Source organism: Rhodococcus parequi (assembly GCF_046042785.1).
In the GTDB taxonomy this organism is placed as follows: Bacteria; Actinomycetota; Actinomycetes; order Mycobacteriales; family Mycobacteriaceae; genus Prescottella; species Prescottella parequi.
This window is the reverse complement of record NZ_JBDLNV010000002.1, coordinates 433594-448034: the sequence shown is the minus strand read 5'-3', so window position 1 is coordinate 448034 and position 14441 is coordinate 433594. Positions and strand designations below refer to the sequence as shown.

Genomic DNA, 14441 nt, shown 5'->3' with positions numbered 1-14441 from the left:
GTACACGGACATCAAGCCTTGGCCTCCGCGGCGGGACTCGCCGGGTTCCGGTCGCTCGACGCGTTTCCGTTCTGCGCGGTGCGGACGCCCTTCTCGACCCGCTCACCCAGGTCCTTGTCGACGTTGCGCCAATAGTCGAACGCGCGCACCAGAACCGGTTCGGTGACGCCGTTGAGCAGGTGGCCCACGATGTTCGACGCCAACCGCTCGCGGGCCGCGTCGTCGAGGACCTCGCGCACCATGGTGCCGGCCTGGCTCCAGTCGTCGTCGTCCTTGCGGAGCGTGTACGCCTGGTGCACCATCTCGCCGTCGCTGTACCAGCTCGGCGACTCGCCCGACACGGACGCGTCGGCGTGCGGCCCGCCCTTGGAGTTCGGCACGTACACCGGATCGCCCGGATTGTGGTGCCGCAGTTGCCCGTCCTTGGTGTACGAGTTCCGGGGCCCGGCATGTGGCGAATTGACCGGCAGCTCCTTGTAATTGGACCCGATCCGGTAGCGGTGCGCGTCCGGGTACGAGAACCAGCGGCCCAGCAGCATCTTGTCGGGGCTCGGCCCCGTGCCCGGTACCGAACTGCTCGGCTCGAATGCGGCCTGCTCGATCTCGCAGTGGTAGTCGACCGGATTGCGGTCGAGTTTCATCGTCCCGACGTCGATCAACGGGTAGTCGCCGTGCGGCCACACCTTCGTCAGATCGAACGGATTGAACCGGTAGGTCTTCGCGTCCTCGTACGGCATGATCTGCATCTTCAGCGTCCACGTGGGGTAGTCCCCGCTGTCGATGTGTTCCCACAGGTCACGGGTGTGATAGTCGGTGTCCGTCGCGGCCATCCGGTCACCCTCGTCCTGGGTGAGGAACTCGATGCCCTGGTCGGTCTTGAAGTGGTACTTCACCCAGAACCGTTCGCCCTGCGCGTTGACCCACATGTAGGTGTGGCTCGAATAGCCGTTCATGTGCCGCCACGTGCGCGGAATGCCGCGATCGCCCATCAGCCACGTCACCTGGTGCGCCGATTCGGGGGACAGGGTCCAGAAGTCCCACTGCATGTCGTGGTCGCGCAGATTGTTGTCGGCCCGTCTCTTCTGCGAACGGATGAAGTCCTGGAACTTCATGGGATCGCGGACGAAGAACACCGGGGTGTTGTTGCCGACCATGTCGAAATTGCCCTGCTCGGTGTAGAACTTGAGGGCGAACCCGCGCGGATCGCGCCACGTGTCCGGGCTGCCGCGCTCGCCCGCCACGGTGGAGAACCGTGCGAGCATCTCGGTCTTCTTGCCGGGCTGGAACAGGTCGGCCTTGGTGTAGGCGCTCACGTCGTTGGTGACCTCGAAGGTGCCGAACGCACCACCGCCCTTGGCGTGCGGTTGGCGTTCCGGCACCCGCTCACGATTGAACTGGGCCATCTTCTCGATCAGGTAGTAGTCCTGGAGGAGGATCGGCCCGTCGGGTCCGACGGTCAGTGAGTGTTCGTCGCTGGGTACCGGGATACCGGAGTCGTCGGTGGTGTAGTTCGACATCTCATTCCTTCCCTACGGATCACGTTGCCGTGCGGTAGAGACGATGCCCCGAATGTTCTGGGCTGCAGGGCATCATCGGTGGAGAGCGCGTACCTCGACGCGGCGCGAGGGGAGCGCGCCATCCATCACCTTCCAGCCGACCACTTCCGTGCCGATCCGTCAACCGATGTGCGACGTCGTCGACGACCGAGGGGTCAGTTTTCCGCCCGCGCCAACGTGGACGGCCACCAGATCTTCCGGCCGATGTCGTGCGAGAGCGCCGGCACCAGCACGCTGCGCACGACGATCGTGTCGAGCAGGACACCGAACGCGACCGCGAATCCCACCTCGGCGAGGAACACCAGCGGCAACACCCCGAGCACCGCGAACGTGCCCGCCAGGACGATGCCCGCCGACGTGATGACGCCGCCGGTCACCGCGAGACCGCGCAGCACCCCCGCGCGGGTGCCGTGCGTGACCGTCTCCTCCCGGACACGGGTCATGAGGAAGATGTTGTAGTCGATACCGAGCGCCACCAGGAACACGAACGCGAACAACGGGAACGACTGGTCTGCACCCGCGAAATGGAACACGTGCGTGAAGAAGAAGCCGCACACGCCCAGCGTGGCCGCGAAGCTCAGCACGACGGTGGCGATGAGGATCAGAGGCGTCAGCAGGGCCCGCAACAGCAGCGCGAGCACGATGAAGATCACGACCAGGACGATAGGGATGATCAGATTCCGGTCGTGCACCGACGCGGTCTGCACGTCGAGCGTCGCGGCCGAGCTTCCGCCGACGAGTGCGTCCGCTCCGGGCACTGCGTGCAGAGTGTCGCGTAGGCGTTCGACGGTCTCGAGGGCTTCCGGCGAATCGTACGAATCGGCAAGCGCCACATTGACGATGGTCCGACCGTCGATCGGCGCGACGTTCAACAGCGACGGCGGGCACCCGGGCGGCAACTGCTGTGCCGGGTTGCCGCCGGAGTTCTGCAGCAGCGCCTTCACCTTCTCGACGTCCACCTGCACGCACACCGAACCCGGCCCCTGCCGCACCCCCTCGACGCCGCCGGCGGCGGCGATCACCGCGTCGACACTCGTCGCGTTGGTGGTGACGACGGCGGGCGCGCCGGCCCCCTGATCGAAGTTGGCGTCGTACAGCGCCTGCCCGCGGACCGCGTCGGGCTCGTTGGTGAAGTTCTCGGTCGCGGTGAGGCCGCTGGTCTGCAGGCTGCCGATTCCGACCGCGAACAGGATCGCCAGCAGGGCGGTCGCCCCGATCCACGCGGGCCGGTCGCGACGGCCCACCAGGTCGGCTATCCGCCCCCACAGCCCGTGTGTCGCAAGGTCTGTCGCACCGTCGGTCCTCGGCTTGCGCGGCCAGAACACCCACCGGCCCACCGCAGACAACACGACGGGCAGGAACGTCATCATCACCAGGTAGGTACACGCGATTCCGATCGCGGCGACCGGACCGAGGCTCTTGTTCGAGTTCAGCTGTGAGAACCCCAGGCACAGCAGCCCGAGAATCACGGTGACCGCGGAGGCGGTGATGGCCGGCGCGGATTCCCTCCAGGCCTTGATCATCGCGTCGAAGCGGTTGTCGTGGAAGTGCAGCTCCTCCCGATATCTCGCGATCAGCAGCAGTGCGTAGTCGGTACCCGCGCCGATCACCAGCACGAACAGGATGCCCTGGCTCTGCCCGGTCAGCGTGAGGATCTCGTGGTCGGCGAGGAGGTAGATCACCATCGACGACAGCCCGAGTGCGAGCAGCGCCGAGAACAGCGGGAAGAACCACAGGATCGGCGACCGGTACACCACCAGCAGGATCAGGATCACCACCAGCAGCGCGACACCCAGCAGCGTGCTGTCGAGGCCCTCGAACGCGTCGATGAACGCCACCAGCAGACCGCCGGGTCCCGCGGGCAGCACCTCGAGATCCGACGGCACCGCGTTCTGTGCGGCATCGATGACGTCCTGTTCCGCCGCGGCGAGGTCGTTGCCCTGAACGGTGGTTCCGTCCTGTTTGGCGATGAGCGGCACGAAGACCGACGCGGTGGTGCCGTCCTTCGAGATCTGGGTGGGCGTCACACCGTCCGCGTCGACGCCCTCCACCGACGCCATCGAGACCCGCGCCTGGTCGATCGCGGCCTTGTCGGCGTCCGTCAACCCGCTGTCGCGGTGGAACACCACGGCGCCCGGAATGGTCTCCACCTTCAGGAATTTCGCGCTCTCGTTCGCGACGATCGTCGATTCCGCGGACCCCGGCAGATAGGACGCGTTGTCGTTCTTCTGCACCTCGGCGAGCTTGCCCTGGAAGGAACCACCCAGCCCGCCCAGGATGAACGCGACGATCGCGATCGCGACGACCGTGAACACCGGCCAGCCGCGGCGCACGCGCGGCGCCGTGCCGGGTGGCGTGTCACCGGAGGACTCCACTCGTGTCATCGGTGCTCCTCGTGCGCGATCGCGGCCGGACAACCAATGCAGACCAGTACAACACGCCACCCCGCCGGCGGTGGCCGATCACCACATCGAATGCGGGACGCGTGTGCGGCTGCCGGACACTCAGCGCAGTTTGATGCTGCCGCCGTCGACCATGATCGTCTGCCCGGTGATGTAGGACGCGTCGTCGCTCGCGAGGAACACCGCCACTCGTCCGATGTCGGCCTCGGGATCGCCGAAGCGGTGCAGCGGAGTTCGTGCCAGCAGGGCCTCCTCGACGCCCGGATTGGCCGCGATGTACGCCTCGATGCCCTCGGTGAGCGCCAGCGGGGAGATGACGTTGACGTTGATGTTGTCGGCGGCCCACTCGTTCGCCGCCACCCGGCTGATCCCGCGGATCGCCTCCTTCGCCGCGGTGTAAGATGCCTGGTTGACCTGGCCGTCGATTCCGGCGCCCGATGCGAAGTTGATCACCGACCCCTCGGTGGCCTTCAGCTGCTCGTAGCAGGCCTTCATCAGCCAGAAGGTGGGATAGAAGCCCGTACCGAACGACAGGTTCATCATCTCCTGGGTGGTCTGCAGCAAGGGGGCCTGCCGGGACGCGTGCGCATTGTTGATCAGCACGCTCACGGAGCCGAAGGCGTCGACGGCTGCCGCGCAGATCTCGGCGGCGCTGGACTCCTCGGAGATGTCGGCATGCAGGTAGCGGACCGGGTCCCCGAGTTCCGACGCGAGCGCGTCACCCGCGTCGTCGTTGATGTCCACCACCAGTACCTTCGCGCCCTCCTTGGTGAGCGCACGTGTCATGCCGCGCCCGATCCCGCCGGCGCCGCCTGTGATGATCGCGACCTTTCCCTCAAGCCTCATGATTCACTCCGATACGTCTGTGATCGTGGATGATTCATCGAGCCGGCCCCGCGGAGTCGACGATACGGAACGTCGTGGAATCGAGGTAGCGACGCCGGGGCCGCCCCGGCGCTACTCTCGGGGTGTGGACGCGGACGCGTCCCGGTGAGGTGAGAGGACGATGGGCCGCCCCCAGCCGAGCGCCAGGTGGTGTTCGTGGTGAACGCCAGGTGGTGTTCGTGGTGAACGGCGGTACGGTGCTGAATTTCGTGTTGGTCGTCGTCTTCATCCTGATCGGCGGCGTGTTCGCCGCCACCGAGATCGCGCTCGTCTCCCTCCGCGAGGGTCAACTCCGAACACTGCACCAGCACGGCCGACGCGGTGAACGCGCGGTCGCGTTGGCGCGCAATCCCAATCGCTTCCTGTCGTCGGTGCAGATCGGTGTCACGGTCGCCGGCTTCTTCTCGGCGGCGTACGGCGCCTCGACGCTGGCGCCGAGTTTCGCTCCGACGCTGCAGGAGTGGGGGCTGTCCGTCACGACGGCGGACGTGGTGGCGCTCGTCGGCACCACGCTCGTCATCTCCTACCTGTCGCTGGTGCTCGGCGAGTTGGTCCCCAAACGCATTGCGCTGCAGAATGCCACCGGAGTCGCGTTGGTGACCGCGCCGCCCCTCGACAGGTTCGCCGGGCTGGTCCGTCCGGTGATCTGGCTGCTGTCGGTGTCGACCAATGCGCTGGTGAGGGTCCTCGGCGGTGATCCGGCGCGGAGGGGCGAGGAGATCACCCACGAGGAACTGCGGGATCTGGTGACCGGGCACAGTGCGGTCGCGGAAGAGGAACGCCGGGTGCTCACGGAGGTGTTCGACGCGGCCCGGCGGTCCCTCGTCGAGGTGATGCGCCCACGCACCGAGGTGGACTTCCTCGGTGCCGACACCCCGGTCCGGCGTGCCCGGGGCGACGCCCTCGCACTCGGGCACAGTCGCTACCCGGTCCGTGCGGAAACTCTCGACGACGTAGTCGGTTTCGTGCACCTGCGCGACCTGCTGCTCGCGCGGGGCGACGACGAGCAGCGGACCGTCGGAGCCCTGGTCCGACCCCTGCTGCGACTGCCCGGGTCCAAACCCGCGCTCGCCGCCCTCACGGTGATGCGCCAGGACAATGCGCAGATCGCGCTCGTGGTCGACGAGTACGGGGGCACCGCCGGCATCGTGACCCTGGAGGACATCGTGGAGGAGGTCGTCGGCGAGATCGGCGACGAATTCGACCCCCAGCCGTCGCAGGCCGCCGAGGAACCGGGGCCTACGCACGTCGACGGCCGCCTGCTGGTCGAGGACTTCGAGAGCGACACGGGAACGGTGCTGCCGAAGGGTCCGTACGAGACGCTGGCCGGGTTCGTGATGTACCACCTGGCTCGGCTGCCCCGGGTGGGCGATCGGGTCGAGGTGGACGGGTGGCGGCTCACAGTCGAGGAACTCGAGGGCCGCCGCATCGCCGCCCTGAGGGTCACTCCCGTCAGGTGAACGACATACCTGCGGTCGTGATGGACGATTGCCGGTCTCGTTGTGGCACAGATCCCCACAAAGCATTCGATCGCCGAGCGAACTGACGTAGCGTGGTTCTGTCCCGCACAGGAGGCCGGCATGCATCTGACGCCGCGTGAACTCGACAAACTGACCATACTGATGCTCGCGGAGGTCGCGCTCAAGCGGAAGGCGAAGGGCCTCAAGCTCAATCATCCCGAATCCGTCGCGGTGATCTCCGCCGCGGCACTGGAGGGAGCGCGAGAGGGAAAGACGGTCGAGGAAGTGATGACCGACGCGTCGCACGTGCTGACCGCGGACGACGTCATGGAAGGCGTGCCCGAACTGATTCCCCGCGTACAGGTGGAGGCGGTGTTCCTCGACGGGAGTCGGCTGGTCACGGTGCACTCGCCGATCCACTAGCGGAACCGGGAGACCGTCGAGATGAGTAAATCGAGCAAGGCCGGTAAGGCAGGCAAGGCAGGCAAGCCGGAGAAGCCCGCCAAGGCGGCGAAGACCACGAAACCCGGCAAGGACACCTCGTCGGCGAACTCAATTCCCGTGGGCGGATACGTGTTACGTGACGAACCGGTCGAATTGAATCCGGGTCGGCCGCGCCGGAAGGTCACGGTGCGCAACACCGGCGACCGCCCCGTGCAGGTCGGTTCGCACTTCCATTTCATGGAGGTCAACCGCGCCCTGTCGTTCGATCGGGAGGCGACCTTCGGGTGGCGTCTCGACATCGCCGCCGGAACCGCTGTCCGGTTCGAACCCGGCGACGAAAAGGTGGTCACCCTGGTTCCTTTCGGCGGCAAGCAGCGGGTCCACGGCTTCCAGGGGTTCGTCGACGGCTGGGGGCCGACGCACGCGACGTACCGCCCGCGGTTGGCTCGGGCGGTGGCCCTGGCGAAGGAGTACGGCTTCGAAACCGGTTGAGGTGTTCGTGCTCATCCGACATGGGAAGGGTTCGTGACGCATGACCGAGATCTCGCGACTGGAGTACTCCGGGCTGTTCGGGCCCCTGAAGGGCGACAAGATCCGTCTCGGCAACACCGACCTGTTCGTGGAGGTGGAGGAGGACCTCCGGACGATCGGCGACGAGGCGCTGTACGGCGGGGGAAAGACGCTGCGGGACGGGATGGGTCAGGATCCGACGTCGTGCAGTGCGGACGGCGCGCTGGACCTGGTGATCACCAACGTGGTGGTGATCGATGCGCTGCTCGGCGTCGTGAAGGCCGATGTCGGGATCAAGGACGGCCGGATCGTCGGCGTCGGGAAGGCGGGCAACTCCGGGACCATGGACGGTGTGACGCCCGGCCTGACGACCGGCCCGGCCACCGACGCCATCTCCGGCGAGCAGTTGATCCTCACCGCGGCGGGAATCGACTCGCACGTGCATCTCGTCGCGCCACAGCAGGCGTACGCGGCGTTGAGCAACGGTGTGACGACCCTGTTCGGGGGCGGGTTCGGCCCGACGGACGGCACCAACGGGACCACCATCACGTCCGGAACCTGGAACATCGAGATGATGCTCCGGGCCAACGAGGGCGTCCCGGTGAACATCGGGATGCTGGGCAAGGGCAATTCGTCCGGCGACCGCTCGCTGATGGAACAGATCGAGGCCGGCGCCGCGGGCCTGAAGGTGCACGAGGACTGGGGATCGACCCCCGCGGCGATCCGTGCCGCGCTGCGGGTGGCGGACGCCATGGACGTCCAGGTGGCGATCCACACCGACACGCTCAACGAGTCCGGATACGTGGAGGACACGATCGCGGCGTTCGAGGGTCGCACCATCCACACGTACCACAGCGAGGGCGCCGGTGGCGGGCACGCGCCGGACATCCTCCGGGTGACGGGCGAGGACAACGTGCTGCCCGCGTCGACCAACCCGACACTGCCGTACGGGATCAACACCCAGGCCGAACTCTTCGACATGATCATGGTCTGCCACAACCTCAATCCGAAGGTGCCGTCGGATGTCTCGTTCGCGGAGAGCCGCGTGCGGGCCGAGACCATCGGCGGCGAGAACGTCCTGCAGGACATGGGTGTCATCTCGATGGTCTCGAGCGATTCGCAGGCGATGGGCCGCGTCGGCGAGACCTGGCTGCGCACCATCCAGTTGGCCGACTGCATGAAACGAGCGCGGGGGAAGCTCCCGGAGGACGCCGACGGCAACGACAACTTCCGGGTCCTGCGCTATGTCGCGAAGATGACGATCAACCCCGCTCTGACGTTCGGCGTCTCGCACGTGCTGGGATCGGTGGCTCCCGGCAAGATCGCCGATCTCGTGCTGTGGGAGCCGGGATTCTTCGGTGCCAAACCGAAGATGGTCATCAAGGGCGGAATGATCAACTGGTACGCGATGGGCGACCCGAACGCGTCCCTGCCCACTCCCCAGCCGGTGATGTACCGGCCGATGTACGGGGCGCACGGGAAGGCGCTCGCGGAGACGGCGGTGTCCTTCGTCTCCCAGGCCGCCCTCGACGCCGGGGTCGAGGAACGTCTGGGTCTCGAGCGGCAGGTGCTGGCGGTCTCCGGTACCCGGACCGTCACCAAGCGGGATCTGGTGCGCAACAACGCCACCCCGCGGATCGACGTCGACCCCGAGACGTTCGCGGTGAAGGTGGACGGGGCTCACGCCTACGTCGAGCCGGCCGAATCCGTTCGGCTCGGTCAACTCTACTTCTTCAGCTAGGGGGGATCGTGGCGGAAAAAGAGTTGCAGGACAGACTCGTTCGAGTCGACGCGGTGCTCGGCAACGTCGCCGACCCGGAGTGGCAGACGATCGTCGCGGACGGCGAGGTGGATCTGCTGGTCCTCGACCAGTGGGAGGCGCAGAAGAGCCGGCTGCGGCGCACGACCCGGGGCGGGGTCGAGATCGCGCTCTCGCTCGAACGGGGCGTCCAGCTGCGCGACGGGGACGTCCTGGTTCGCGACGGCGACGGCACGGTGGTGGTGGCCCGGATCGACCTCAAGGACGTCATGGCGATCGACCTGTCCGGTCTGCGCGACACGGCCCCGGAGGTCCTGATGCAGACCTGCCTGGAGTTGGGGCACGCGCTCGGGAACCAGCACTGGCCGGCCGTGGTGAAGGGGACCACGGTCTACGTTCCCCTCACCGTCGACGAGGCGGTGATGGGGTCGGTGATGCGTACGCATGCGTTCGAGGGCATCGAGTACGAGTTCCGGCCGGGAGCCGAGGTGATCCCGTACCTGGCTCCGCACGAGGCACGCCGACTGTTCGGGGCGGCGGCGCGCGAGGGCGAAGGGCACACCCATGCCCCGTCGGTCTGAGCCCGTCCGGACGGTGGCGGTGCCCGCCGCGATCACGCGGGCGATGCGTACGGCGCAGTTCGCGGACTCGATGTTCCCCGTCGGAGCGTTCTCGTTCTCCGGGGGGCTCGAGGCCGCGGTCTCCGAGGCCGTCGTGAGCGATGCCGCATCGCTACGCGAATACGTCCTCACCGTGGTGCATCAGGCGGCGACATGTGACGGCATCGCCGTGCTCGCTGCCCATCGGGGCGTCGTCGACCAGGACTTCGACCGTGTTCTGGCGGCCGACCAGGCGGTGGTCGAACGCAAGCTGAACGAGGAGTCCCGCACGATGTCGACGCGGATGGGCAAGAAGCTCGCCGAGCTCGGCAGCGAGCTCACCGGAGGCGTCACCTTCCGCAAGTGGCTTGCCGCGGTGAACGCGGGGGAGGCGCCCGGAACGTACCCGGTGGGCGTGGGAATCGCGTTCGCGGAGATGAACTGCCCGGAACAGGACGCCTTCGCCGTGCACCAGTACGGGGCCGCGACCACGGTGCTCGGTGCCGCGCTGCGACTGCTGCGGATCGACCACGTCGCCACCCAACGAATTCTGTTCGAGGTCGACGGAAACACCGCCCGCGACTACACGGCGGTGGCCGGTCTCACCCTCGACGACATGTCCACTTTCGCGCCGATGGTCGACGTTCTCGCCGCCGTCCATGTGCGTTCACACGTCCGGATGTTCATGAACTAGGAGGGCGAGCATGAAGAAGACGACGCGCATCGGGGTCGGTGGCCCGGTGGGATCGGGCAAGACCGCGCTCATCGAGGCGATCACCCCGGAGTTCGTCGATCGGGGCACGAGCGTCCTGGTGGTCACGAACGACGTGGTCACCACCGAGGACGCCAAGCACGTGCGCCGAGCGCTCAAGGGTGTACTCGTCGAGGAACGGATCGTCGGCGTCGAGACCGGCGCCTGCCCGCACACCGCGGTTCGGGAGGACCCCAGCATGAACCTCGCGGCCGTCGAGGACATGGAGCGGATGTTCCCCGGCACCGACGTGGTGTTCATCGAGAGCGGCGGCGACAACCTGACCCTGACCTTCAGCCCCGCGCTGGTCGACTACTTCATCTACGTCATCGACGTCGCCGCCGGCGACAAGATCCCCCGCAAGAACGGTCCCGGCATATCGCAGTCGGACATCCTGGTGATCAACAAGACCGATCTGGCCCCGTACGTGCACGCCGACCTCGAGGTGATGGCGCGGGATTCGGCACTGATGCGGGGCGGGAAGCCCTTCTACTTCACCAACTGCATGACCGGCGAGGGCATTCGGGACGTCGTGGACCAGATCGTGCACGGCGTCCTCTTCGACAGCGCCGAACCCTCGGAGACGGCCTCGACGTGACGGCCCGATCGATCCTGTCCGCCCCCGAGCTCGCTCCGTATCAGGACGAGCCCGGGCAGGCGCCGTCCGGCCGTGTGGGAAAGACCGGGATTCTCGAGATGCGTTTCGAGGATCGCGGCCCACGATCGGTGCTCGCCCATCTCTACCGCAAGACCCCGCTGCTGGTGCAGCAAGCGCTGTACTGGGACGAGGCGATTCCGGGGCTGCCCTGCGTCTACATGATCTCCACCTCCGGGTGCGTGCTGCAGGGAGATCGGCTGCGCGTCGCGATCGCGATGGATCCCGGGGCGATGGCACACGTGACGACGCAGTCGGCGACGAAGATCCACGAGATGGACGCGAACTTCGCCTCCCAGCTTCAGACCGTCACACTGTCGGAGGGTGCGTATCTGGAGCTGATGCCGGGAATGACCATCCCGCACCGTCATTCCCGGTTCCTCGCGCACACCGCCGTCACGATCGACCGTTCGGCGACACTGCTGTTCTCGGAGATCGTCATGCCCGGTCGTAAACATCACGGCGACGGCGAGACGTTCGAATACGACGTGTACTCCACGACCGTGACCGCGTCCCGGCCCGGTGGCAGTGCGTTGTTCACCGAGAAGCTGCTGATCGAACCGGGACGCGCGCCGGTCCGGCTCGCCGGTGTCATGCGCGGATACGACGTCTTCGCCAACGTCCTGCTGCTCACCCCGAAGGAGCACGCCGACGCCGTGCTGGACCGGGTGGCGACCGGGCGGCGCGATTCGTCGGTGATCGCGGGCGCGAGCCGTCTTCCCCACGACGCCGGACTGATCTACAAGGTGCTCGGGCCCGAGAGCGAGCCCGTCCGCGCGACGGTGCGGGACTTCTGGTCCGCCACACGAGCTGTCGTGCTGGACAAGCCCATTCCACCCGTGCCGCTCTGGGGTTGACGGTGGGCGTCGCGATCGGAGCAGCGTGGAATCGGGCCGCTGACCGGTACCCGGCGATGCGGTTCGTGGACACCGGTCTCGAGGGTGCGGGCCAGGTGATGCTGCAGGGCAACGCGGCCACCGGTCTGCTGTTCCTCGTCGGGATCTGGTGGGGCGCGGTCGCCACCCATTCGGTGCCGGTGGCGGTCGGGGCCGCGCTGGGACTGGTCGTCTCCACCGCCACCGGGATGCTGCTCAACTCCGACGATGCATCGATGCGCGCCGGAATGTACGGGTTCAACGGCATCCTCGTGGGGGCGGCGATTCCCACGTTCCTCGCGGGCGGGGCGATGCTGTGGGTGTACCTCGTGCTCGGTGCGGCCGCGTCGACCGTCGTGTTCATGGCGGTCGCCAACGTGTTCAAGACGTGGGGTGCTCCGGCCCTGACGGCCCCGTTCAACCTGGTGACATGGCTGCTCGTCCTCGCCGCCTTCCAGTTCCTCCGGATCCGGACGTCGCCGCTGGCCGAAGGACAGTTCCCCCAGCACGTCGGCGCGGCCGCCGCACGGGCCGACATCACGGTCGGCTACCTGTGGGACACGTTGTTCCGGAACGTGTCCCAGGTGTTCCTGATCCGTGACACCGGCACCGGCATCGTCTTCGTGATCGCCCTGCTCGTCGCGTCACGGTGGGCGGCCGGGTTCGCGCTGATCGGGTCGGCCGTCGCGACGGCGGTGGTGCTCGGGATGGGCGCGGATGCCGACGCGATCGGCAACGGGCTGTACGGGTTCAGCGCGGTGCTGACCGCCATCGCGCTCGGGACGGTCTTCTACGAGCCGTCGTGGCGGGTCCTGGTCTACACGATCTTCGCGGTGCTGGTGACGGTCGTCGTCCACGCGGCGTTGCTGTCGGCGTTCGCGCCGATCTCGCTGCCGGTCGGCACCGCGGCATTCGTGATCGCCACCTGGCTGTTCCTGCTCCCGAAGAAGCGATTCGTCCCGGTACAGCACGACACTATTCGCGGCGGTGCGGCCGAGCCGCGTCAGTCCTCCGGCTCGGCATAGCACTCCCGCACCTCGACCTCCATCGGGAACCGAACCGCGGTGTCGCCGAACAGCAGTCGGGTCGCCGACGCCGCCGCCGCGAGAACGTGCGCGGCCGCCGCCTCGGGCCGGCGGGTGTGCACCATCACCTCGTCGTGCTGGAAGAACACCAGCTCGCCGTCACCGGGAGCGGCGGCGAGGCGTCGGCGCAGATCCGCCAGCAGGCACAGCGCCCACTCGGAGGCGGTGGCCTGCACGACGAAGTTGCGGGTGAACCGTCCGCGGGCGTGCGTGTCGCCGTTCGACCACCACGAGTCCGACGGCGGGGGGCAGGCGCGGCCGAGCCACGAGTGCACCACCTCGCCGCGCTCACCGGCGCGGGCGGCGTCCTCGACCAGCTGCACCGCGGTGGGAAAGCGTTTGCGCAGCATGCTCAGGAGTGCGCGGGCCTCTCCGGCCGTGGCGCCGTAGAGGACGCCGAGGATCGCGATCTTGGCCTTGGCACGATCGCCGCCGAACGCCTCGGCCGCGACGAGTGCATACAGATCGTCTGCGCCGGCGGCGGCGGTCATCCGCGGATCGCCCGACATCGCCGCGAGGATGCGGGGCTCGAGCTGGCCGGCGTCGGCGATCACGAAGGTGTGGCCGGGATCGGCGATGACGCTCGTGCGCAACGCCTTCGGGATCTGCAGCGCCCCGCCGCCCCGGCTGGCCCACCGCCCGGAGACCACCCCGCCCGGCACGTACACGGGCCGGAACCGGTTGCCGCGCACCCACGCGTCGAGCCACGTCCACCCGTTGGTGCTGTGCAGTTTCGCCAGATCGCGGTACCGCAGCAGCGGTTCCACGGCCGGATGGTCGATGTCCCGCAGCAGGTACTTGCGGGTGGACGCCAGCTCGATGCCCTCGCGCGCGAAGGCGGCGACGACCTCGGGCTGCGAGGCCGGATTGACCTGACGACCGAACGCCGCCGACACCTCGTCGGCCACCTCGTGCAGGCGCGCGGGCAGCATGTCGTCCCGGGTGCGCGGGCCGAGCGCGTCGGCGAGCAGGGCCAGGTGGGCGTCGGTGGAGAACGGCAGCCCGTCGTGGCTCATCTCGACGGCCGCGAGGCCGCCCGCGGATTCGGCGGCCACCAGCAGGCGCAGCCGCGGATCGTCCGCGATGGCCGCGAGCTGGCGGCGGTGCCGCTCGATCACCACGTCGGGCGCGGTGGAGGCGACCGCGTCGAACAGTCCGGGACGGTCGTCGACGGGCACCTCGGCTGCCGGGGTGAACCGCCCGGCCCGCATGTCGAGCAGCGCGCCCGACAGCCGCAGGTCGTGACTCCTCGCCACTCGCACACCCGCCGCGAGCAGCGGCGGACACGCACGCGCGGAGTCCTCGAACACCCAGCGTGGGCTCTCCGACGCCTCGATCTCCCGGACCGTCGCCGTGACATCGGCCGTGCGGCGCGGCGCCTCCACCGGATCGCCGGACTCGTCGGTCCGGACCAGCGTGGCACCGTCGCTGTCGGGTACCAGCACCGTTCTCACGGCATC

13 protein-coding genes are annotated in these 14441 nt (G+C 68.0%); 9 read left to right on the top strand and 4 right to left on the bottom strand.

Going from position 1 to position 14441, the window contains the following annotated elements; all coding sequences use genetic code 11:
• Positions 1–11: 11 nt before the first annotated feature.
• From ABEU20_RS06205 to ABEU20_RS06195, 3 genes are all read right to left on the bottom strand, one after another.
• Positions 12–1517: a catalase gene (locus tag ABEU20_RS06205; protein ID WP_420163524.1), complete on the bottom strand. Its 1506-nt coding sequence runs from the start codon at positions 1515–1517 to the stop codon at positions 12–14.
• A 194-nt stretch (positions 1518–1711) separates the two neighbouring features.
• Positions 1712–3940, bottom strand: coding sequence for an MMPL family transporter (locus ABEU20_RS06200; RefSeq protein ID WP_420163523.1), 2229 nt, complete (start codon positions 3938–3940; stop codon positions 1712–1714).
• A 120-nt stretch (positions 3941–4060) separates the two neighbouring features.
• The gene (locus tag ABEU20_RS06195) at positions 4061–4804 is read right to left on the bottom strand and encodes an SDR family NAD(P)-dependent oxidoreductase (protein WP_420163522.1); all 744 of its coding nucleotides are present in this window, start codon (positions 4802–4804) and stop codon (positions 4061–4063) included.
• A 221-nt stretch (positions 4805–5025) separates the two neighbouring features.
• Between ABEU20_RS06195 and ABEU20_RS06190 the strand changes: the two genes are divergently transcribed.
• The 9 genes from ABEU20_RS06190 to yut all read left to right on the top strand — a co-directional run bounded on the left by ABEU20_RS06190 (position 5026) and on the right by yut (position 12921).
• Positions 5026–6303, top strand: coding sequence for a hemolysin family protein (locus tag ABEU20_RS06190; RefSeq protein WP_420163911.1), 1278 nt, complete (start codon positions 5026–5028; stop codon positions 6301–6303).
• 120 nt (positions 6304–6423) lie between these two features.
• Positions 6424–6726: an urease subunit gamma gene (locus ABEU20_RS06185; RefSeq protein WP_420163521.1), complete on the top strand. Its 303-nt coding sequence runs from the start codon at positions 6424–6426 to the stop codon at positions 6724–6726.
• Between the two features lie 21 nt (positions 6727–6747).
• Positions 6748–7239, top strand: coding sequence for an urease subunit beta (locus ABEU20_RS06180; protein WP_420163520.1), 492 nt, complete (start codon positions 6748–6750; stop codon positions 7237–7239).
• Positions 7240–7279: 40 nt separating this feature from the next.
• Positions 7280–8998, top strand: coding sequence for an urease subunit alpha (locus ABEU20_RS06175; RefSeq protein ID WP_420163519.1), 1719 nt, complete (start codon positions 7280–7282; stop codon positions 8996–8998).
• A gap of 8 nt (positions 8999–9006) precedes the next feature.
• On the top strand, positions 9007–9597 hold the full coding sequence (ureE, locus tag ABEU20_RS06170; protein ID WP_420163518.1) for an urease accessory protein UreE: 591 nt from the start codon (positions 9007–9009) through the stop codon (positions 9595–9597).
• Complete coding sequence (locus ABEU20_RS06165; RefSeq protein ID WP_420163517.1) at positions 9581–10309, top strand: urease accessory protein UreF; 729 nt, start codon at positions 9581–9583, stop codon at positions 10307–10309. Before ureE ends, ABEU20_RS06165 begins: the two co-directional genes overlap by 17 nt.
• Before the next feature lie 10 nt (positions 10310–10319).
• Positions 10320–10964, top strand: coding sequence for an urease accessory protein UreG (gene ureG / locus ABEU20_RS06160; protein WP_420163516.1), 645 nt, complete (start codon positions 10320–10322; stop codon positions 10962–10964).
• Entirely contained in the window at positions 10961–11878 is a 918-nt protein-coding gene (locus ABEU20_RS06155) for an urease accessory protein UreD (protein WP_420163515.1), read from the top strand. The genes ureG and ABEU20_RS06155 overlap by 4 nt, the downstream gene beginning before the upstream one ends.
• A 56-nt stretch (positions 11879–11934) precedes the next feature.
• The gene (yut, locus tag ABEU20_RS06150) at positions 11935–12921 is read left to right on the top strand and encodes an urea transporter (protein WP_420163514.1); all 987 of its coding nucleotides are present in this window, start codon (positions 11935–11937) and stop codon (positions 12919–12921) included.
• Here the strand turns inward: yut and ABEU20_RS06145 are convergent.
• Positions 12900–14435, bottom strand: coding sequence for a bifunctional 3'-5' exonuclease/DNA polymerase (locus ABEU20_RS06145; protein WP_420163513.1), 1536 nt, complete (start codon positions 14433–14435; stop codon positions 12900–12902). The two genes, yut and ABEU20_RS06145, sit on opposite strands and share 22 nt — an antisense overlap.
• Positions 14436–14441: the final 6 nt, after the last annotated feature.